22 protein-coding genes, 2 tRNA genes and 1 pseudogene are annotated in these 18,383 nt (G+C 66.9%); 19 read left to right on the top strand and 6 right to left on the bottom strand.

Annotated features, from left to right (window positions below):
- Nucleotides 1-240: 240 nt before the first annotated feature.
- Nucleotides 241-891: a protein-L-isoaspartate O-methyltransferase gene (locus P0086_RS23345; protein ID WP_112599316.1), complete on the bottom strand. Its 651-nt coding sequence runs from the start codon at nucleotides 889-891 to the stop codon at nucleotides 241-243.
- A 302-nt stretch (nucleotides 892-1,193) separates the two neighbouring features.
- On the opposite strand from P0086_RS23345, the gene exbB reads away from it, so the two are divergent.
- From exbB to P0086_RS23305, 8 genes are all read left to right on the top strand, one after another.
- Nucleotides 1,194-2,336, top strand: a complete 1,143-nt coding sequence (exbB, locus tag P0086_RS23340; RefSeq protein ID WP_275790402.1) for a tonB-system energizer ExbB — start codon at nucleotides 1,194-1,196, stop codon at nucleotides 2,334-2,336.
- A 3-nt stretch (nucleotides 2,337-2,339) separates the two neighbouring features.
- Complete coding sequence (exbD, locus tag P0086_RS23335; protein WP_112599318.1) at nucleotides 2,340-2,765, top strand: TonB system transport protein ExbD; 426 nt, start codon at nucleotides 2,340-2,342, stop codon at nucleotides 2,763-2,765.
- Nucleotides 2,766-2,980: 215 nt separating this feature from the next.
- Nucleotides 2,981-3,145 (top strand): hypothetical protein, encoded by a 165-nt coding sequence (locus tag P0086_RS23330; RefSeq protein WP_275790400.1) that lies wholly within the window; start codon nucleotides 2,981-2,983, stop codon nucleotides 3,143-3,145.
- Nucleotides 3,146-3,346: 201 nt separating this feature from the next.
- Nucleotides 3,347-3,715 (top strand): metalloregulator ArsR/SmtB family transcription factor, encoded by a 369-nt coding sequence (locus P0086_RS23325; RefSeq protein ID WP_275790428.1) that lies wholly within the window; start codon nucleotides 3,347-3,349, stop codon nucleotides 3,713-3,715.
- Complete coding sequence (locus P0086_RS23320) at nucleotides 3,712-4,245, top strand: SRPBCC family protein (RefSeq protein ID WP_275790399.1); 534 nt, start codon at nucleotides 3,712-3,714, stop codon at nucleotides 4,243-4,245. Before P0086_RS23325 ends, P0086_RS23320 begins: the two co-directional genes overlap by 4 nt.
- Before the next feature lie 177 nt (nucleotides 4,246-4,422).
- Nucleotides 4,423-4,496 (top strand) — tRNA-Cys (locus tag P0086_RS23315).
- 174 nt (nucleotides 4,497-4,670) lie between these two features.
- Nucleotides 4,671-4,979, top strand: a complete 309-nt coding sequence (locus P0086_RS23310) for a hypothetical protein (protein ID WP_275790396.1) — start codon at nucleotides 4,671-4,673, stop codon at nucleotides 4,977-4,979.
- A 20-nt stretch (nucleotides 4,980-4,999) separates the two neighbouring features.
- Nucleotides 5,000-5,419 carry a hypothetical protein gene (locus P0086_RS23305; protein WP_148191907.1) on the top strand — a complete coding sequence of 140 codons (420 nt, stop codon included), beginning with the start codon at nucleotides 5,000-5,002 and terminating at the stop codon, nucleotides 5,417-5,419.
- A gap of 428 nt (nucleotides 5,420-5,847) precedes the next feature.
- Here the strand turns inward: P0086_RS23305 and P0086_RS23300 are convergent, their stop codons facing one another.
- Entirely contained in the window at nucleotides 5,848-6,132 is a 285-nt protein-coding gene (locus P0086_RS23300) for a hypothetical protein (RefSeq protein WP_112599323.1), read from the bottom strand.
- 49 nt (nucleotides 6,133-6,181) lie between these two features.
- Between P0086_RS23300 and P0086_RS23295 the strand changes: the two genes are divergently transcribed.
- From P0086_RS23295 to P0086_RS23250, 10 genes and pseudogenes are all read left to right on the top strand, one after another.
- A complete protein-coding gene (locus tag P0086_RS23295; protein WP_275790393.1) occupies nucleotides 6,182-6,319 on the top strand; it encodes a hypothetical protein in 138 nt (45 codons plus the stop codon).
- Nucleotides 6,310-6,384: transfer RNA gene (locus P0086_RS23290), tRNA-Asn, on the top strand. Before P0086_RS23295 ends, P0086_RS23290 begins: the two co-directional genes overlap by 10 nt.
- A 218-nt stretch (nucleotides 6,385-6,602) precedes the next feature.
- Nucleotides 6,603-6,896 (top strand): helix-turn-helix transcriptional regulator, encoded by a 294-nt coding sequence (locus P0086_RS23285; RefSeq protein ID WP_275790390.1) that lies wholly within the window; start codon nucleotides 6,603-6,605, stop codon nucleotides 6,894-6,896.
- Nucleotides 6,893-8,368: a deoxyribodipyrimidine photo-lyase gene (locus tag P0086_RS23280; RefSeq protein WP_275790388.1), complete on the top strand. Its 1,476-nt coding sequence runs from the start codon at nucleotides 6,893-6,895 to the stop codon at nucleotides 8,366-8,368. The genes P0086_RS23285 and P0086_RS23280 overlap by 4 nt, the downstream gene beginning before the upstream one ends.
- Nucleotides 8,369-8,505: 137 nt before the next feature.
- Nucleotides 8,506-9,546, top strand: coding sequence for a cysteine synthase A (locus tag P0086_RS23275; protein WP_112614335.1), 1,041 nt, complete (start codon nucleotides 8,506-8,508; stop codon nucleotides 9,544-9,546).
- A 3-nt stretch (nucleotides 9,547-9,549) separates the two neighbouring features.
- Complete coding sequence (locus tag P0086_RS23270) at nucleotides 9,550-10,293, top strand: alanyl-tRNA editing protein (protein ID WP_275790384.1); 744 nt, start codon at nucleotides 9,550-9,552, stop codon at nucleotides 10,291-10,293.
- 13 nt (nucleotides 10,294-10,306) lie between these two features.
- A complete protein-coding gene (gene sseA, locus P0086_RS23265; protein WP_275790383.1) occupies nucleotides 10,307-11,161 on the top strand; it encodes a 3-mercaptopyruvate sulfurtransferase in 855 nt (284 codons plus the stop codon).
- A gap of 4 nt (nucleotides 11,162-11,165) precedes the next feature.
- A pseudogene (locus P0086_RS23260) lies at nucleotides 11,166-11,723 on the top strand (GNAT family N-acetyltransferase); the annotation flags it as partial.
- Between the two features lie 30 nt (nucleotides 11,724-11,753).
- Nucleotides 11,754-12,911, top strand: coding sequence for a phosphotransferase (locus tag P0086_RS23255; RefSeq protein WP_345799325.1), 1,158 nt, complete (start codon nucleotides 11,754-11,756; stop codon nucleotides 12,909-12,911).
- 62 nt (nucleotides 12,912-12,973) lie between these two features.
- A complete protein-coding gene (locus tag P0086_RS23250; protein ID WP_148178450.1) occupies nucleotides 12,974-13,438 on the top strand; it encodes a DUF1203 domain-containing protein in 465 nt (154 codons plus the stop codon).
- A 150-nt stretch (nucleotides 13,439-13,588) separates the two neighbouring features.
- Here P0086_RS23250 and ald read toward each other — a convergent pair whose 3' ends face one another.
- Nucleotides 13,589-14,707: an alanine dehydrogenase gene (gene ald / locus P0086_RS23245; RefSeq protein WP_275790381.1), complete on the bottom strand. Its 1,119-nt coding sequence runs from the start codon at nucleotides 14,705-14,707 to the stop codon at nucleotides 13,589-13,591.
- A 183-nt stretch (nucleotides 14,708-14,890) separates the two neighbouring features.
- Here ald and P0086_RS23240 point away from each other — a divergent pair, with 183 nt between their 5' ends.
- Nucleotides 14,891-15,352: an Lrp/AsnC family transcriptional regulator gene (locus P0086_RS23240; RefSeq protein ID WP_112599331.1), complete on the top strand. Its 462-nt coding sequence runs from the start codon at nucleotides 14,891-14,893 to the stop codon at nucleotides 15,350-15,352.
- Here P0086_RS23240 and P0086_RS23235 read toward each other — a convergent pair.
- From P0086_RS23235 to ilvA, 3 genes are all read right to left on the bottom strand, one after another.
- Nucleotides 15,314-16,603, bottom strand: coding sequence for a GGDEF domain-containing protein (locus tag P0086_RS23235; RefSeq protein ID WP_112599332.1), 1,290 nt, complete (start codon nucleotides 16,601-16,603; stop codon nucleotides 15,314-15,316). The genes P0086_RS23240 and P0086_RS23235 overlap by 39 nt on opposite strands.
- A gap of 163 nt (nucleotides 16,604-16,766) precedes the next feature.
- Nucleotides 16,767-17,081, bottom strand: a complete 315-nt coding sequence (locus tag P0086_RS23230) for an HlyU family transcriptional regulator (protein WP_112599333.1) — start codon at nucleotides 17,079-17,081, stop codon at nucleotides 16,767-16,769.
- A 53-nt stretch (nucleotides 17,082-17,134) separates the two neighbouring features.
- Nucleotides 17,135-18,379: a threonine ammonia-lyase gene (gene ilvA / locus P0086_RS23225; RefSeq protein ID WP_275790378.1), complete on the bottom strand. Its 1,245-nt coding sequence runs from the start codon at nucleotides 18,377-18,379 to the stop codon at nucleotides 17,135-17,137.
- Nucleotides 18,380-18,383: the final 4 nt, after the last annotated feature.

Genomic DNA, 18,383 nt, shown 5'->3' with positions numbered 1-18,383 from the left:
GCGGCGGTTTTTTGCCGCCGTACCGCGCGCCATGCGCTGACCTGTTCGTGATCCCGGTCGTCAGCATCGCTGCCGAAGCACCATGGTGTTCACCCCTCCAGCCAAAGCCGCCCTGCGGCTCCGGATGCGCTCCAATCGCCCCGTCCCCACGTCGCGATTCCGATGCGGCTGACTCGCCGCATATGCGATCTTGCGCATAAAACACGGTCGAAATCGACTCGGATTTTACTAAAAGGTTAATCAGAACACGAACTCGGCGGCCTTGCGGAAGCCCGGCAGCGGCTTGACCGCGGTGTTGAAGGCGCTGCGCTCGGACGCGATGCCGCGCTCCTTGACGTAGAGGCGGGCCTGCGAGGCGTTGCCGTAGCCCTCGACGACCACCAGGCGGCCGCCGTCGCGCAACTGGGCGAAGAAGGCTTCCGGGACGAATTCCACCGCGCCGTGGATGAAGATCGCGTCATAGGGCGCCTCGGCGGCATAGCCCTTGTCGAGTTCGCCGGTCACGACCGCGACGTTGTCGTAGCCCAGCTCGGAAAGCGTCTCGCCGGCCGCGGCCGCGAGCGCCTCGTCGCTCTCCAGAGCGACGACGGAGCCGGAAAGTTTCGACAGGATCGCCGAGGCATAGCCGGTGTTGCAGCCGACCTCGAGGACGACGTCGCCCTTCGTGATCGCCGCGAGCTGGATGAGCTTGGCGAGCGGCGACGGCTCCATCAGGTAGCGGCCGGGCGCGACCTCGATGTCGTTGTCGATATAGGCCAGCGGCTTCAGCCGGGCGGGAACGAAGGCCTCGCGGGGGACGGTCAGGAACGCGTCGAGGACCGAATGCGAAGTCACGTCCGTCGTCCGGATCTGGTTATCGACCATTTTGATGCGCGCTGCGGTGTAGTCCATCATTGCCGTCCTGATTGCTGCCCTGCCGGAGCCTCCCGGCCGCGCGAGAGCGCCGGCGGAAAATTCCAGCAGTGTCTTAATGCCGTTTCGGCACGGGTGTCCATACGCCGAACCGCCTGGAAAGCGCAAAAAAGTGAAGAGGCGTTAAAGCGTCCCCCGCAAATATCATGACAAAAGCGGTCATGATAACGTTGCCCCGCCGCGCATAATTGTTGTATGGGACGCTCATGAATTGGCACAACCGGAGTGCGGCGCAGGCCTGCGCCTTGCTCCCTTGGCCCAACGACCAGAGGATCCGGACTTTGCTGACACGGCCCCTAATGGCCGCGGCACTCGCCGCAATCGGCCTTACACTTTCCATTCCCGCAGCACAGGCACAGGAAAACGCCCCGACTGCCGCAACGACGCAGACGCAGGAGCGGCCGACCGCCACCACGCCGGCGACGAGCGGTGCGGCTCCCGCCGCAGACAGCTCGACGCCGCAGCTTTCCGCGCCGAGTGCCGCCGCCCCTCAGGCCGGCGCCCCTCAGGCCGGCACCGACGCAGGCACGCCGGGCGCGGCGACGCCTTCGACCGCGGCGCCCGTGACTGCTGCATCTCCTTCCGCCGAGAGCCAGACCGCCCCCGCCGGGGCGACCGACGGCGCCATCGTGCCGGGCGACGAAGCGGTGCAGGTGGAAGCCGGCGGCGAACGCCAGGCCGGCCTGCCGCACGATCTTTCGCCCTGGGGCATGTTCATGGCGGCCGACCTGGTGGTCAAGGGCGTGATGATCGGCCTCGCCTTCGCCTCCTTCGTCACCTGGACCGTGCTGATCGCCAAGATCATCGAACTCGGCGCCGTTCAGCGCACCGTCCGCCGCGCCGTGCGCAACCTGACCGACGCGCAGGGCCTGGCCGCGGCAGAGGAGATCTTCCACAGCCGGCGCAGCGTGCCCGCCCGCATGGTGCACGCGGCGCGGCAGGAGATGGACAGTTCCGACGCAGTCCTGGATTTCGTCTCCGATGCGGGGGTCAAGGAACGCGTCGCCTCGCGGCTGCAGCGCGCCGAAGTCCGCGCCGGCCGGCAGATCGCCAAGGGAACCGGCATCCTCGCCACCATCGGCTCCACCGCACCGTTCGTCGGCCTGTTCGGCACGGTGTGGGGGATCATGAACTCGTTCATCGGCATCTCCGAGGCGCAGACCACCAATCTCGCGATCGTGGCACCCGGTATCGCCGAAGCGCTGCTCGCAACGGCGATCGGCCTCGTCGCCGCCATTCCCGCGGTGGTGTTCTACAACTTCCTCGCCCGCGCCATCACCGCCTATCGCCAGGGCCTCAGCGACACGTCCGCGGCGATCGAGCGGCTCGTCAGCCGCGATCTCGACGTGCGCCGCGCCCGGCTCGCCGCCAACCGGTCGGCCGGCACCGGCCGGGCGGATCCCGCACTCGTCAGGATGGGCTGAACCATGGCAGGCAAGATCAAGGAAGGCGGCGGCGACGACCTGGAGGAGAACAGCGAGATCAACGTCACGCCGTTCATCGACGTGATGCTGGTGCTGCTGATCATCTTCATGGTGGCCGCGCCGCTGGCGACCGTCGACATCAATGTCGACCTCCCCTCCTCCGTCGCCCGGCCGGCGCCGCGCGAGGACAAGCCGGTGTTCGTGACGCTGAAGCAGGACCTGACGCTGTCGCTCGGAAACGGCACCGTCGCCCGAGAGGCGTTCGGCAGCGAACTCGACGCGATCACCGGCGGCAACCGGCAGACCCGCATCCTGCTTCGGGCCGACAAGGCGGTCGGCTACGGCGACGTGATGGACGTGATGAACCTGCTGCGCACCGCCGGCTATCCGAAGATCGCACTCGTCGGGCTCGAAGGCACGCCGGGCTGAACGCCCTGCGGTTGCGGGCACGGACTGCCGACGATAAGGCCCTCAAGCGGCGCCCCACGGGCGCCGCTCGCGCGTCAAGCGGCCGTCCCGGCGCCGGCGACCGGAACAGCCGTGCAAACTCCCTTTTCGACACTCGGGCGGACGCGCCCCTTGCAAATGACTGAAAACGGGCGATAAATCTCCCTTGCCGCATTCAGCGGCCCTGGAGGGGCTCCATGAGACGTGCTGCATCATCGATCGCGTTTTTCCTCTCGCTGCTGGTGCTTTCCGGTTGCACCACCTCCGCCGCGAACAACACGACCTACTCGCAATATCAGGGTCCGTCGCCCGACGCCGAGATCGTCGGCATGCGCACCGGCACGCAGAACGCCGACTACTAGGGTCAGCATCCTCCGATTCCGCTCCCGGCCGGACGATCCTCCGGCGGGGCATTCGATGCGCGGCCGGTCGCCGGCCCCATTCCCGCGTGAACGACAAGACGGCCAGGGTCCGGATGCGCTCCCTCGCCGTCCAGCCGCGCGTCGAAATATCATTCAACAAAATGGTTGAATATCGATCCGCGCGGGTCTATATTCAACTACATGGTTGAATTAAACGCCCCCCTGCTCGATTCCGTCTTCCACGCCCTCGGCGACGCCACGCGGCGCAGGATGCTGCGCGAACTGGCCGACGGCGAGCGAACGGTCAGCCAGCTGGCGGAACCGTTTTTGATCTCGCTGGCGGCGGCGTCGAAGCACATCAAGGCGCTGGAGAATGCCGGCCTGATCCGTCGCGAGGTGCGGGGCCGCACCCATCTCTGCCGGCTCGCGCCCGGCCCGCTCGCCAGCGCGCATGCCTGGCTGAGCCACTACGAGCGGTTCTGGATCGAGCGGCTCGACGTTCTCGAGCGCCTTTTACGCGAAGACGATGCAAGAAAGCCCCCCAAACCCAGCAGAGGAGAAGACAGATGACCGAAGTCCTGACACTCGACGCCTACGGCTCCCTGACGGAACCGGCCACGCTGACGCTGCAGCGTCTCCTGCCCGGCCCGATCGAACGGGTCTGGTCCTATCTGACCGAAAGCGAGCTGCGCCGGAAATGGCTGGCGGCGGGCGACATGGAGCTGAAGGTCGGCGCGCCGTTCGAATTCGTCTGGCGCAACGACGAGCTCAGCGACGCGCCCGGCACGCGGCCGGAGGGCTTTTCGGAGGAGCACCGGATGCAGAGCCGGATCACCGAACTGGACCCGCCGCGCAAGATCGCCTTTTCCTGGAGCCGCAGCGGCGACGTGTCCATCGAGCTCGAGCCGAAGGGCAGCGAGGTGCTGCTGACGCTCGTGCATCGCCGCCTGCCCGACCGCGCGACCATGGAAATGGTGGGAGCCGGTTGGCACGTCCATCTCGACGTTCTCGTCGAGCGCGTCTCGGGCAAGGCGCCCGAAGCGTTCTGGCCGCGCTGGACCCGGCTGCGCAGCGAATACGCCCGCCGGCTGTCCGCCTGAGAAGGCCCGGCACGGCCCCGGCTTCGCCCCATCGCCCGGGCGGAGCCGGCCTGCCGGAGACACGTCCGGCCACAGGACCGCCAACGAGGAAAACCGCCATCGGGCGTCGAATGCCTCTTGCACCGATTTTCAATTCGTTCTAAACGCCCGGCACCACTCGCTTTTAAGCAGACGGATGGCCTCGTGGCGGAGTGGTTACGCAGAGGACTGCAAATCCTTGCACCCCGGTTCGATTCCGGGCGAGGCCTCCACTTTTTCCCCTTTGAATCATGTATTTACGGCGCAGCCGGCCTGCGCTTTCCGCTTCATCCCAGGTTGCGCGATACAACCGGATCTGTGTCCGATCCTTGACTCCAGCGTGCATCCTGTCACCCTGCCGCGTGCGGGCGATGGAAATGCCCGGTTGAGCTTTGCGGGAGAGCGAGATGGCAGGGTTCGCAGCGAGAATACTTCTTGCCGGCATTTGCATGGGCGCCGTGGTCGGATCCGCGTCCGCGCGCAGCTGGCATTCCGACGATACGGCCGCACTGGTCGGCGGCGTGCTTCTCGGGGGCATCGCGGCGGCGGCGATCTCGCATGACCATCATCACCACAACCAGTATATCGGACCGCGGCCGGTCTACGGCGGGGCGCCCTTCAGTCCTTCCCGGGGTGTCATCTGCTACCCGAACCAGGTCGCCTGCTACAACAACAACGGGACCTACCTCCCGGCCTGGACGAGCCGCGTGTTCTGAACTCATCGAAGGGTCGCATCATGAAGTACTGGCTTTCATTCGCCGTCGGCGCCTCTTTCCTTCTTTCCCCCGTCCACGCAAGCGCCCAGGAGCCGGCCACCAGCTTCGTGCGCCAGCACGCCATCGCCCTCCTGGAGGGCGCGCTGGACGAAAAGCAGACCGCCGACCTGCAGGTGCTTGCCCATCAGGCCGCCATCGCCGCCGTTTGCGACGGCTTCACGCTGGACGACAAGAAGATGGAAAAGGCCTTCGAGGGCCTGGCCCCTGTCAACGCCGACAAGTTGACGGCGGAGCAGAAGGACTATCACGACAAGCATCTGCTGGTGATCTACGGGATCCTGGTCGGCGGTGAGCTGACCGCGATGTCCGAGGGCGCATGCGAGCTGGCGGCGGAGTCCAAGGCGGATCCCGATTTTGCCGAGGTGATGGTCTGGCAATAGCGGCCCGGCGATCCCGCCACGGCGCGCCCTGGACCACCGGCAAGGATTTCGGCTGGGGCGGCGTTTCCGTTCGGCCGGGTAGCGGCTTGCCCGGCCCCATGGCGCGAGAACCCGGACCCGGGCACCGAGGAACGACGGCGCATGCGGGCGGGCGGCTGCCAGAGCGATACGGCCCGAAGCCGAGCGGCCACTGGCATTGCGGGACGCTACTCGGGCGCGTTCAGCGCGAGACGATCGCCACCGCCAGTGCGATCCATACGAGGGCAGAGAACTCAGCGGCTATCAGGTATCCGATTGCTCGGTCGCTCATCCATTCCTCCCGATCTCCTCCATCCGCCGATCACCCTACCGGGAAACGAACGGTTTCACTACCCTGCGATCGGTGTTTCTGGATCGGCCGCTGTGACCGGACGGAATCGCGCCGCCGCTTACGGCTTCGGTCGCATCTTGCGGCTGGCCCACCAGACGGAGAGCTTGCGGCGCTGGCGGCGCAGAAAGGGGGAATCGTGCGACAGCACCAGGAGGCCGAGCGGCACCATCCAGAAGCCCAGCACCGGCAGGAAGCCGAGGAGACCGAAGAAGACGAGCAGGATCCCCACCGCCATCCGCCACGCCTTCGATTGCGGCAGCTTGAGACGGAAGGAACCGATCACGATCTCATGGGTGCCGTGATCGATGCCGAAACGGGTTCCTGTGGTTTCTTTCGCTTTCATCGGTTCTCGTTACGATCCTCTGTGACTGGCCGTCCATGCCGGAAATCCAATGCCTGAAGCTGACATCTGGTTCCTCGCCCGCAATCAATCAAGGAAGATGCGTCATTTTGCAAAAAAAGCGCTTGGCAAATCGGTTCAGCGTTTGTATTACGCGCTCACTCCGCAGCGAGCGGATGATCCCTGGTAGCTCAGCGGTAGAGCATTCGACTGTTAATCGACAGGTCGCCGGTTCGAATCCGGCCCGGGGAGCCAGTTTTTCGAAGGGCTGCGCCTTGATCGGCGCGGCCCTTTTTGCATTCCGGGATCGCCACAGGCCCGGTGCCTCCAGTCGCTGACCTGCTTTTCGCCGCACCCGCCCGGAAACAGTTCCGGCGTCTGCGCGTTCCTCCCCGCACGGATCGTCGCCGGGCCGGATCGGATACCGGTTCGACTTGCGAAAAATACAATACGGGATCGACGCGAGGCCTTCCATGATCACTGCATCGCAATGCCGCGCCGGGCGGGCGCTGATCGAATGGACGGAGGATCAGCTGGCCGAGGCCGCGCGCGTGTCGGTGCGCACGATCGCCGACTTCGAGCACGAGCGCAACCTGCCGCCGATGACGTCGCTGCAGGCGATCGAGGCGGCGTTGCTCGGCGCCGGCGTGGCGCTGGTGGACGGCGGCAAGGCAGAGGTGGGCGTCCGGCACAGCCGGAAAAGGCGCGTCGGCGACGGGCCGGGCGCCGGTGGCAGGCCGGGCGGCGACGACAGGCACCGGCGATGACGGCGAGACATGCGACGTCTCCGTCGAACACCGCCCCGGTGGTCGTCTGGTTCCGCCGCGACCTCAGGCTTGGCGACAACCACGCGCTCGCAGCGGCCGTCTCGAGCGGCCGCCCGGTGCTCCCCCTCTTCCTGCTCGAGGAGGACAACGCGCAGGCGCTGCCCTATGGCGCGGCGCAGGCGTGGTGGCTGCATCATTCCCTGGACGAACTCGCGCGGCGAATCGAGAGGCTGGGAGGACGGCTGATCCTCCGGCGCGGCAAGGCGGCCGATGTCCTGCCGGCCTTCGTGCGGGAGACCGGCGCGGTCGCCGTCTACTGGAACCGCCGGCACGATCCGGACGGAATCAATACCGACCGCGCGCTCAAGGCGAGGCTGCGCGAGGCCGGAATTGCGGTGCAGAGCTTTGCCGGGCAACTGCTGCACGATCCGTCCCGGCTGAAGACCAGGGCCGGCGGCGCCTACAAGGTCTACACGCCCTTCTGGCGGGCGTTGTCGGAGGGCGGCGAGCCGGATACGCCGATCGACGCACCGGACCGCATCCCCTCGCCCACCGGATTTCCGGCGAGCGACCGGCTGGAGGACTGGGCGCTGACACCGTCGAAACCCGACTGGGCGAGCCGGTTTGCCGAAATCTGGACGCCGGGCGAAGAGGCCGCGAAGAAGCGGCTACGACGGTTCGTCGCGCAGGGCCTCGACGGTTACGGCGAGGCCCGCGACTTTCCCGCCCGCGACGGCACCTCGCGGCTGTCGCCGCACCTCGCCCTCGGCGAGATCACGCCGGCGGCGATCTGGCATGCGGCGCGCGGCGCGCGAAGCGGCAAGGGTGCGGACGGGCTGATCGCCTTCCGCAAGGAGATCGCCTGGCGCGACTTCTCCTATCACCTCCTGTTCCACCATCCCCGCCTTGCCAGCGAAAGCCTCGACCGCCGCTTCGATGCCTTCGGCTGGCGCGACGACGAGGCGCATTTCGCCGCCTGGACCCGCGGCCTGACGGGCTACCCGATCGTCGATGCCGGCATGCGGCAGCTCTGGACGCAGGGCACCATGCACAACCGCGTGCGGATGATCGCGGCCTCGTTTCTGATCAAGGACCTCCTGATCGACTGGCGGCGCGGCGAGGCCTGGTTCCGCGACACGCTGGTCGACGCCGATCCCGCCTCGAACGCGGCGAGCTGGCAGTGGGTGGCCGGCTGCGGCGCCGATGCGGCACCGTTCTTCCGCATCTTCAATCCGGTGCTGCAGGGCGAGCGATTCGATCCGGATGGCGCATATGTGAAGACCTTCGTGCCGGAACTCACAGCCCTTCCGAAGACATTCGTCCACCGGCCGTTCGCAGCCCCCGACGCGGTACTCGAGGCCGCGAAGATATCGCTCGGCACCACCTATCCGCAGCCGCTGGTCGATCACCGCGCCGCCCGCGACCGCGCCCTTGCCGCCTTCGGCCGGATCAGGTCCGATCGCGGCGGATAGGCCGGTGCTGCGGCCGAGCCGGCCAAATTTTGCCTCTGGCGGATCGACACTGGGAACAGATTTTCTTGCAAACCCTTGCTTGCGGTCCGAAAAGTCGCTGCCTAATCTAGGATGTTAAAGTGCGAGGTTCGCGGACAATGGCAATTCTTCCTTCGGTATTGGACGCAATCGGCAATACCCCGCTCATCAAGCTGAAGGGCGCTTCGGACGCGACCGGATGCACCATTCTGGGCAAGGCCGAGTTTCTCAACCCCGGCCAGTCGGTGAAGGATCGCGCGGCGCTGTCGATCATCAGGGCGGCGGAGAAGGCCGGCCAGCTGCGCCCGGGCGGCGTCATCGTGGAAGGCACGGCCGGCAACACCGGCATCGGGCTCGCCCTCGTCGCGCAGGCGCTCGGCTACCGCACCGTCATCGTCATCCCGGAGACGCAGAGCCAGGAGAAGAAGGACGCGCTGAGGCTGCTCGGCGCCGAACTCGTCGAGGTGCCGGCCGTCCCCTACAAGAACCCCAACAACTATGTGAAGATTTCCGGCCGGCTGGCCGAGCAGCTTTCGAAGACCGAGCCGAACGGGGCGATCTGGGCCAACCAGTTCGACAACGTCGCCAATCGCGACGCCCACATCGAAACGACGGCCCCGGAGATCTGGCGCGACACCGACGGCAAGGTGGACGGCTTCGTCTGCGCCGTCGGCTCCGGCGGGACGCTCGCCGGGGTCGCCGCGGGCCTTCGCGCCAGGAACCCGGCCATCAAGATCGGCCTGGCCGATCCGGACGGGGCGGCGCTCTACAACTACTATGCGCACGGCGAGCTGAAGTCCTCCGGAAGCTCCATCACCGAAGGCATCGGCCAGGGCCGGATCACCGCCAACCTCGAAGGCTTCACGCCGGACTTCTCCTACCAGATCCCCGACACCGAGGCGGTGCCGCTGGTCTTCGACCTGATCGAGCACGAGGGCATCTGCGTCGGCGGCTCGACCGGCATCAACATTGCCGGCGCCATCCGGCTGGCGAAGGATCTCGGTCCGGGCCACACGGTCGTGACGATCCTGTGCGACTATGGTAACCGCTACCAGTCCAAACTGTTCAACCCGGACTTCCTCGTGTCGAAGGGCCTGCCGGTGCCGGCATGGCTGAAGGCGACGTCGACGATCAAGGTCCCCTATCAAGCTGTTGCGTGATCAATGACAAAGCCCGTTGCCGCGCTCTTTCGCGACGATTTCTACCTGTCCACCGCCGAGGCCGTCGTCACTGCGGTTCATGAGGACGGCGGCATCGAGCTCGACCAGACCTGCTTCTACGCCACCTCGGGCGGACAGCCGGGCGACACCGGCTTCCTCGAACGCGCCGACGGCAGCCGGATCGTGCTGGGGCCGACGGCGCACGGTCCGACCAAGGACATCATCATCCACCGGCCGCTGGAGAGCGGCCTGCTTCCGTCCGTGGGCGAGAAGCTGGTCCTGCATGTCGACTGGCCGCGGCGGTACCGGCTGATGCGCATGCACACGGCCTGCCACCTGCTCTCGGTCGTCTGCCCCTTTCCGATCACCGGTGCTGCGGTCGGCGAAGAGGAAAGCCGCGTCGATTTCGACATGAGCGAGACGATCGACCGGGACGAGGTGACCGCGCGGCTGATGCAGCTCGTGGACGAAAACCACCCCGTCTACGTCCAGTGGATCACCGACGAGGAACTTGCGGCCAATCCGGGCATTGTGAAGTCGAAGAACGTGCGTCCCCCGATGGGGCTCGGCCGCGTCAGCCTGGTCTGCATCGGCGAGAACTCGGCGATCGACAGCCAGCCCTGCGGCGGCACGCATGTCTCCGAAACCCAGGAAGTCGGCGCCATCCACATTTCGAAGATCGAGAAAAAGGGCAAGGAGAACCGGCGTTTCCGCATCAAGTTCGGATCGCCCGATCCCGCGCCCTGAAGGAGCAGCATTCGTGTCCGCCGAAAAGAGCAAGTTCGTCGTCAGCGCCGACTGGGTCCAGAAGCAGCTGGGCGACGCCGCGTTCAAGGTCGTCGATGCGTCGTGGTACCTGCCCGCGCAGAACCGCAACGGCGCTGCCGAATATGCCGCGGGCCACATCCCGGGTGCTGTGTTCTACGACCAGGACGCGATCGCCGACCATTCGACCGGCCTGCCGCATTCGATCCCCTCGCCCGAGGATTTCGCCGCCGCGGTCGAAAAGCTCGGCCTGTCGGATACCGACACGATCGTCGTCTATGACGGCCCGGGCATCTTCACCGCGCCGCGCGTGTGGTGGCTCTTGCGGACCATGGGCGCGCAGAACGTGTTCGTCATGGACGGCGGCCTCGACGGCTGGAAGCGCGAGGGCCGGCCGCTCGAGACGGACCTGCCGGAACCGAAGCCCAGCCATTTCCGCCCCCGGTTCAAGGCCGACGCGGTCACCTCCTTCGACGAGATGTTCGCCATCGCCTCGACGGGCGGCCGCCAGATCGCCGACGCGCGCAGCCTCGGCCGCTTCACCGGCGAGGAGGCCGAACCGCGGGCCGGGATGCGCTCGGGGCACATGCCCGGCGCCCGCAGCCTTCCCTCGGGCGTCTTTTCGGTGGACGGCCGGCTGAAGGATCTGGAGGCGCTGAAATCGACCTTTTCGGAGGCCGGCATCGACCTGGACCGGCCGGTCGTCACCACCTGCGGCTCGGGGCTGACGGCGGCCATCATCACGCTCGCCCTGCAATCGCTCGGCCACGAGGACAACACGCTCTACGACGGCTCCTGGTCGGAATGGGGCGCGCGCGACGATACGCCGGTCGTCACGGGGCGAGGCTGAGCCGATGACCGCCGCCCAGCCGGCGCCGCTGCCGGTGCACATCACCGAACTGCGCATGACGGCGCCGCCGAAGCAGAGCCTGCCGATCCCGGTCAACATCCAGACCGCGATCATGCGCGTGCCGGAGATCCCGACCGCCTACTACCGCTTCCTCTACACCCAGGTCGGCCGCCGCTGGCACTGGGTGGACCGGCTGCGGATGGACGACGAGGCGCTGGCGGCGGTCCTGCACGATAAGCGCACGAATGTCACCGTCCTCTACGTGGACGGCGCGCCGGCCGGCTTCTTCGAGCTGTTCCAGCACGATGCGGAGACGACCGAACTCGTGCATTTCGGCCTGTTCGAGCGGGCGCTCGGGCTTGGACTCGGCAAGTGGTTCCTGCTGCAGACGCTCTATGCGGCCTGGGCCTCCGACCCGAAGGCGGTGAGCGTCACCACCAACAATCTCGACCATCCCCGCGCCCTGCAGCTCTACCAGATGTTCGGCTTCTCGCCGGTCGGCACGCGCGACGCCGTCATCATGCCGCTGTCGGACGCCGAACTGCTGGAGCTGGCGCGGCGCGGCTCGGCAGGACAGGCCGGAAAGGCGGGGATGCTTGCGCTTGCGACTGGAAACGCGCATCGGTTTGCGCCATATACGGGCGCCGCCCCCGGGGCGCCTGCCGACAGCCACAACAGGACCCATCCGCCTCGCATGAAGAGCGCCCATCCCAGCATCAGCGAACTGCTCAGCGGGCACGCCGATGTCGTGCACAGGAAGTGGCGTTTTCACCTGCAGAAGCGGATCGTGAAGCTGAGCGGGCAGACCTACGTGCTCTACCGCTTCCGCTTCGGGCGTACGATGGCCCGGTTCGAGGAGGCGCTCGGCCGGCTCGAACGGGCCGGCATCTCGGTGCAGTCGATCTGCGCGCGCACGTCGGGCCTCGGCGAACGGCTGCGCTACGGCAACTGGCTGGCCCTCTCCTATCTCCCCGGCCGACCGCTCGAGCGGCGCCCGGACGAACAGAGCCTGGCCTCGCTGGGGCGGACGATGGCGCGGCTCAACACGCTCGGTGGCGAACCGCGCCGCGCCCTGTTCCAGCGCAAGCATCCGACCCTGCCGCATGAAGACTATCTCAAGGCCGAACCCAGGCTGACCGAGGCCCAGCGCGACTGGATCCGGGCAAGCCGCGCGCGCCTGGAGAAGCTTCCGGCGACGCAGCTGACGCATGGCGACCTCTACGGCGACAACATCATCGTCGAGGCCGACCACTCGGTGGGCCTGATCGACTACGAGCTGCTGGCCAACGATCTTTCCGGCATCGAGCTGGCGGCGACGCTGCTGCGGCCGTTCTGCCGCACCGAGCGGACACGGCGGGCGCTGTTGCGGGCCTATCTCGCCGCCTGCCCGGCGGAACTGCGGCAGGCCTGGAAGGAGAACAGCCACGACTTCATCTTCGCCGCCGCGGCAAGGCTGGCGCTGGCGCGGCAGGATCGGGTCGGCTACATCGCGCGCCGCGAGCGGCTCTTCGCCCTGCGCCGGTTTCTGCCGTTCGGCCCCGACCAGGCCGCGCGCGACCAGGCGCGGGAGCGCAACCGCAAGATCGTGCAGTCCGCGCTGCGGAACGAAGCCTACTACCTGAACGTGGCGCGGGTCATGACCAGGATCTGCCTCAAGCGCCCGGGCCTCGGTTCGATCGCGCTGCTGAAGAGGTGCGACCTGCATCACCGGAAGATCCGCGGCAGGGCCGCCGCCCGTCGCCCCAACTGAAATCGGGTGTCGCCGCAGCCGGAAATGGATCATCGTCCTCTCGAAATTCACGGAGAGCCACGATGACAGTCCACTTCCTTCCCATTCCGACCGAAACCGCAACGGCCTACTGGAACGGCGGCCCCGACGCCTATGGCCTTAAGCCGGAACGGGCGATCTCCGACGGCGACGGCGTGCCCTGCCGGCACTGCCTCGGCGGGGTGAAGGCCGGAGAGGCCTACCTGATCCTCGCCCACCGCCCCTTTCCCGCGCTGCAGCCCTATGCGGAGACCGGGCCGATCTTCCTGCATGCGGAGCCCTGCCCGGCCTATGCCGAGCCCGGCCCGCCGCCGATGCTCGAAAGCCGGGACTATATCGTCCGCGGCTATGACGGCCGCGACCGCATCGTCTACGGCACCGGGGCGGTGACGCCGACCGGCGAGATCGCCGCCTATGCGGAGACGCTGCTTGCGCGGGACGACATCGCCTATGTCCATGTCCGCTCAGCCCGCAACAACTGCTACCAGTGCAAGATCGTGCGGGGGTGAGACCGGCAGCACCGGGGATGGCCCTGCTGTGTCGACCGCGCAGGGGGGGCCGGCAACCCGTCGCAAACGAAAAACCCCGGCAGCAACGCTGCCGGGGTTTTCGTTGTTTCCCTGTCGGCCCGGAAGGCGTTCCGGACGAGAGACGTCGGGTCAGGCGACGTTGAGGACGGCCTCGGGTGCGGCCATTTCGTAGCCGAGCGCCTCGGCCACCGCCTTGTTGGTGATGCGGCCGCGGTGGACGTTGAGGCCGGCGCGCAGATGGCGGTCCTCGGCGATCGCGTTGAGACCGCGGTCGGCCAGTTGCAGGCCGTAGTGCAGGGTGGCGTTGTTCAGCGCCTGCGCCGAGGTGACCGGCACCGCACCCGGCATGTTGGCGACGCAGTAGTGGATGACGCCGTCGACCTCGTAGGTCGGCTCGGAATGGGTGGTGGCGTGCGAGGTCTCGAAGCAGCCGCCCTGGTCGATCGCCACGTCGACGATCACAGCACCGCGCTTCATGCCGGACAGCATCTCGCGGGTCACGAGCTTCGGCGCCGCGGCACCGGGGATGAGAACCGCCCCGATCACGAGATCGGCGGCGAAGACTTCCTCCTCCAGCGCATCGATCGTCGAATAGCGGGTGTGGACGCGGCCGTTGAAGATGTCGTCGAGCTGACGCAGCCGCGGGATCGACCGGTCGAGGATGGTGATGTCGGCACCGAGGCCCGCGGCCATCTTGGCCGCATTCAGGCCGACGACGCCGCCGCCGATGATCGCGACCCGGGCGGGCTCCACGCCGGGGACGCCGCCGAGCAGGATGCCGCGGCCGCCATTGGCCTTCTGCAGCGCGGTCGCGCCGGCCTGGATCGACAGGCGGCCGGCGACCTCCGACATCGGCGCCAGCAGCGGCAGGCCGCCGCGCTCGTCCGTCACCGTCTCGTAGGCGACCGCCGTCACGCCGGAATGCAGCAGGCCCTTGGTCTGCTCCGGATCCGGGGCGAGGTGCAGGTAGGTGTAGAGGATCTGGCCGTCGCGAAGCTGCGCCCATTCCGAGGGCTGCGGCTCCTTGACCTTCACGACCATGTCGGCCTTCTCGAAGATCTCCCTTGCGGTGGCGACGATCTTCGCACCGGCGGCGCGATAGGCGTCGTCGTCCGCGCCGATGCCGGCACCGGCCCTGGTCTCGACGATGACCTCGTGTCCATGTGCCACATATTCGCGCACCGCTCCCGGCGTCAGGCCGATACGGTATTCATGGTTCTTGATTTCCTTCGGGCAACCGACACGCATGCTTTGCGTTCCTCTCTCGCTGATATGCCAATCATCAGGCGCGCAGCCTGCGCCCGCCACTCCCTGCGGGTCGCCACAATTGGACCAGAAGTCGTGCGCAATGTCCTTGCGAAGACAGTTGAGCCGCATGGCATTTTTCGCGTATCCTTGCGCAGAGTCCTCTCTTTTTCGAAGGAAACCGCGTTGAGTGCGCTCGATACGATAGATACTGCCATGTTGCGGCTGCTTCAGCAGAACGGCCGGATCTCCAATGCGGAACTTGCCGAGCGCGTCGGCCTGTCGCCGTCGGCCTGTTCGCGCAGGCTCGACATCCTGGAAAAGTCGGGCGTCATCAGCGGCTATCACGCGCACCTGTCGCAGCAGGCGCTGGACTACAAGATGATCGCGATCGTGCACATCTCGCTGTCCGGCCAGTTCGCCAAGACGCTGGCGGAGTTCGAGGCGGCGGTGAAGCTCTGTCCGAACGTGCTCGTCTGCTACCTGATGTCGGGCGAGTACGACTACATCCTGCGGATCGCGGCGAAGGATCTCGCCGACTACGAGCGGATCCACCGGGACTGGCTGTCCGCCCTGCCCCATGTGGTGAAGATCAACTCCAGCTTCGCCCTACGCGAAGTCATCGACCGTCCGAACATCGGCGTCTGACACCTCCCTGCCGATGACCCGGTTGCGGCCGCCGCGCTTGGCGGCATAGAGGCGCAGGTCGGCGGCGGAGAGCAAGGCGATCAGCGTCGCGCCGTCATGCTCGCTGCTGGAGACGCCGATGCTGACGGTGACCGGGCGGCCATCCGGGCGGACGATCTGCTCCTCGACGGAGCGGCGGATCTGCTCGGCGCGCGCCACCGCCTCCCCATGCGCGAGCCCCTCGCACAGGACGACGAATTCCTCGCCGCCGAAGCGGTAGACCCGGTCGCCGGTGCGCACGCCCTGCTGCAACGTGGCCGCCACAGCCCTCAGCACCTGGTCGCCGGCGAGATGGCCGAAATCGTCGTTGATCGTCTTGAAGTGGTCCGCATCGACCACCATCAGGCTGGTGACGGAGCCGGCTGTGACGCACGCCTGCAGAAGCCGCGGCCCCTCGTATTCGAGCCTGCTGCGGTCGAGGAGGCCGGTCAGCGCATCCCGTCCGGACCGGTCGAGGAGATCCTCGTAGCGTTCGCGGAAGGTCAGGTCGTTGAAGATGTCGGCGATCGGCCGCGAGGAGACGGGAATCGCGGAGATGCGCGCCAGCCCCAGGTAGCAGGTGGTCAAGGTCGCAAAGACCACGGTGGCCAGCATCTTGGCGATCCAGCCGCCCCACAGCACCGACATGGGCGCATCGTTGAGGATGTGCAGCACGGTGAAAAAGCCGACCTGGTCGAAGGTCAGCACGACGGCGCCGGAGATGAAGAGGCGCGGCCAGATGGGCAGGCGCTTCGGGCGGCCGAGCCTTTCGTAGATCAGGATGATGGCGAGCGCGTCGATATAGAGCAGCGTCGTGCCCCAGAGCATCAGCCAGCCCATCTCGTCGATGAAGGACAGATCGACGACCCGCCCGGGCACGACGCTGACGGTCTCGTGGTATTGCAGGACGATGGCGAGGATGACCGTCAGGAAATTGCCGGCGAGCAGGCCATAGATCGGCGCGCGGACGATGCCTGCATCCTCCTTGAGGTAGAGCAGCAGGATCATCATCAGCTTGCCGGAGAAGAGGATCGACGAGCCGGGCGAGAGCACGCCGAAGGGAAGCTGGACGTAGAAGACGGCGGCCAGGTAGGTTTCCAGGAAGTGCATCACCCCGAGCGCGGTGATGAACACGCCGATGCCGATGCGGTGGCGCTGGTGCAGCAGGGTCACCATGAAGGCGAAATAGACGAGCGCCTCCACGAAGAATAGGATCAGGTTCTTGAATTCCATGCACGCGCCTGCAGCAATTCTTCGCCCCGCCTCACGCTAACCGCGATAGGGCCGGCAAAGATAGTCCAAAATCTAGCCTATCCCACATCGCCGATTCCGGCGCGCATGCGAGTGCGTTTTTGCGGGAGGCTGCCGATCGTTGCCGGCAGGGCGGCGGACGCGGTCAGACGTTCCGCGTCGCCTCGCCATCGGAGAAGAGGGACGGACCGTGCTGGTCGACGATCTGGCGGCCCTTGCGGAAAGCTGCCGCGACCGTGTCGTCGCGGCTGGTGAAGACGTCGGCCCGCACGAAGGTGCGCACCAGCACGACATCGCCGCCGTGCTTTTCGATGCGGCCGGCGAGCCGGTACTGCGAGCCCTCCTGCATCGGCGTCGCGACGAGCACGAGGTCGTTGTAGGTCTCGCGCTCCTCCGCAGCCGCCGCCTGCGCGTCGGATTTGCCGGAGAGGCCGAAGAGCTTGGAAAAGAACGATGCCATGGCCGAGTGGTAACACAGCTTGGCAGGCTGTCAACCGCTTCTCCCCTCGCCCGTCAGATGATCAGGTTCGCGAGCACCTCGTTGTCGGTGATGTCCTGATAGCGCAGGCCGGCACCGTCGAAAGCCTGCTTCAGCGTGACGAAATTTTCCGGCGCCTTCGTCTCGATGCCGATCAGGATCGAGCCGAAGTTGCGCGCCGATTTTTTCAGGTATTCGAATCGGGAGATGTCGTCGTCCGGCCCGAGCAGGTTGAGGAAGTCGCGGAGCGCGCCGGGCCGCTGCGCCATGCGCAGGATGAAGTATTTCTTCAGGCCGCGGTGGCGCATGGCGCGCTCCTTGACGTCGGGCAGCCGCTCGAAATCGAAATTGCCGCCCGAGACGACCGCGACCACGGTCCTGCCCTTGAGCCGCTCGGGGCCCAGCGCCTCGAGCGCGGTGACCGACAGCGCGCCCGCCGGCTCCAGCACCACCCCTTCGACGTTCAGCATGTCGATGATGGTCACGCAGATCGCATTTTCCGAAAGCAGCATCGCCTGGGCGGCGTCGAAGGAGCGCAGGGCGGCGAAGTTGAGGTCGCCGATCCGGCCGACGGCAGCGCCGTCGACGAAATTGTCCACCTGGTCGAGCGTGATCACCTCGCCCGCCTCCAGGCTGCGGCGCAGGCTGGGCGCGCCTTCCGGCTCGCAGAAGACGAAGCCTTCGGGCGGAACGGTGTCGGACAGATAGCCGGTCACGCCTGCCGCAAGCCCGCCGCCGCCGACCGGCAGGACGACGAGGTCGGGCTTCACGCCGCCGAGTTGTGCAGCGAATTCGGCGGCCACCGTCGCCTGCCCCTCGATGACGTCCGGATCGTCGAAGGGCGGCACCATGACGGCACCGGTGTCGCGAGCATGGTCCTGCGCCGCCCGGTAGCACTGGTCGAAGATGTCGCCGAACAGGCGGATCTCGACGAACTCGCCGCCGAAGGTGCGCGTCTTGTCGATCTTCTGCTGCGGCGTCGTCACCGGCATGAACACCGTGCCCTTGACGCCGAAGTGGCGGCAGACGAAGGCAAAGCCCTGGGCATGGTTGCCGGCGGAGGCGCAGACGAAGCTGTTCTGCCGGCCCTGGCCGGCGATGACCTTGCGGAAGAAGTTGAAAGCGCCGCGAATCTTGTAGGAACGGACCGGCGAAAGATCCTCGCGCTTCAGGTAGACCTGGGCGCCGTAGCGGGCGCTGAGGTGCTCGTTGAGCTGCAGCGGCGTTTCGGGAAAAAGCGTGCGCAGAGCTTCGGTTGCGCGCTCCACATCCTGTTTCATGGCT

This window comes from Mycoplana sp. MJR14 (assembly GCF_029210525.1).
Lineage (GTDB): Bacteria > Pseudomonadota > Alphaproteobacteria > Rhizobiales > Rhizobiaceae > Mycoplana.
The sequence above is the reverse complement of the archived record's forward strand: the minus strand, read 5'-3'. Positions and strand labels throughout refer to the sequence as shown.

Excerpts from the sequence above, each read along its gene's own strand:
- P0086_RS23305 (WP_148191907.1), top strand. The coding sequence starts at position 5,000 with ATGAAGTACTGGCTTTCATTCGCCGTCGGCGCCTCTTTCCTTCTTTCC.
- P0086_RS23300 (WP_112599323.1), bottom strand. The coding sequence starts at position 6,132 with ATGAAAGCGAAAGAAACCACAGGAACCCGTTTCGGCATCGATCACGGC.
- P0086_RS23255 (WP_345799325.1), top strand. The coding sequence starts at position 11,754 with ATGCTTGCGCTTGCGACTGGAAACGCGCATCGGTTTGCGCCATATACG.
- ald (WP_275790381.1), bottom strand. The coding sequence starts at position 14,707 with ATGCGTGTCGGTTGCCCGAAGGAAATCAAGAACCATGAATACCGTATC.
- P0086_RS23310 (WP_275790396.1), top strand. The coding sequence starts at position 4,671 with ATGGCAGGGTTCGCAGCGAGAATACTTCTTGCCGGCATTTGCATGGGC.
- P0086_RS23320 (WP_275790399.1), top strand. The coding sequence starts at position 3,712 with ATGACCGAAGTCCTGACACTCGACGCCTACGGCTCCCTGACGGAACCG.
- P0086_RS23330 (WP_275790400.1), top strand. The coding sequence starts at position 2,981 with ATGAGACGTGCTGCATCATCGATCGCGTTTTTCCTCTCGCTGCTGGTG.
- P0086_RS23345 (WP_112599316.1), bottom strand. The coding sequence starts at position 891 with ATGGACTACACCGCAGCGCGCATCAAAATGGTCGATAACCAGATCCGG.
- P0086_RS23250 (WP_148178450.1), top strand. The coding sequence starts at position 12,974 with ATGACAGTCCACTTCCTTCCCATTCCGACCGAAACCGCAACGGCCTAC.
- P0086_RS23325 (WP_275790428.1), top strand. The coding sequence starts at position 3,347 with ATGGTTGAATTAAACGCCCCCCTGCTCGATTCCGTCTTCCACGCCCTC.
- P0086_RS23280 (WP_275790388.1), top strand. The coding sequence starts at position 6,893 with ATGACGGCGAGACATGCGACGTCTCCGTCGAACACCGCCCCGGTGGTC.
- P0086_RS23230 (WP_112599333.1), bottom strand. The coding sequence starts at position 17,081 with ATGGCATCGTTCTTTTCCAAGCTCTTCGGCCTCTCCGGCAAATCCGAC.
- P0086_RS23295 (WP_275790393.1), top strand. The coding sequence starts at position 6,182 with ATGCCTGAAGCTGACATCTGGTTCCTCGCCCGCAATCAATCAAGGAAG.
- P0086_RS23285 (WP_275790390.1), top strand. The coding sequence starts at position 6,603 with ATGATCACTGCATCGCAATGCCGCGCCGGGCGGGCGCTGATCGAATGG.
- ilvA (WP_275790378.1), bottom strand. The coding sequence starts at position 18,379 with ATGAAACAGGATGTGGAGCGCGCAACCGAAGCTCTGCGCACGCTTTTT.
- P0086_RS23275 (WP_112614335.1), top strand. The coding sequence starts at position 8,506 with ATGGCAATTCTTCCTTCGGTATTGGACGCAATCGGCAATACCCCGCTC.
- P0086_RS23270 (WP_275790384.1), top strand. The coding sequence starts at position 9,550 with ATGACAAAGCCCGTTGCCGCGCTCTTTCGCGACGATTTCTACCTGTCC.
- P0086_RS23235 (WP_112599332.1), bottom strand. The coding sequence starts at position 16,603 with ATGGAATTCAAGAACCTGATCCTATTCTTCGTGGAGGCGCTCGTCTAT.
- exbD (WP_112599318.1), top strand. The coding sequence starts at position 2,340 with ATGGCAGGCAAGATCAAGGAAGGCGGCGGCGACGACCTGGAGGAGAAC.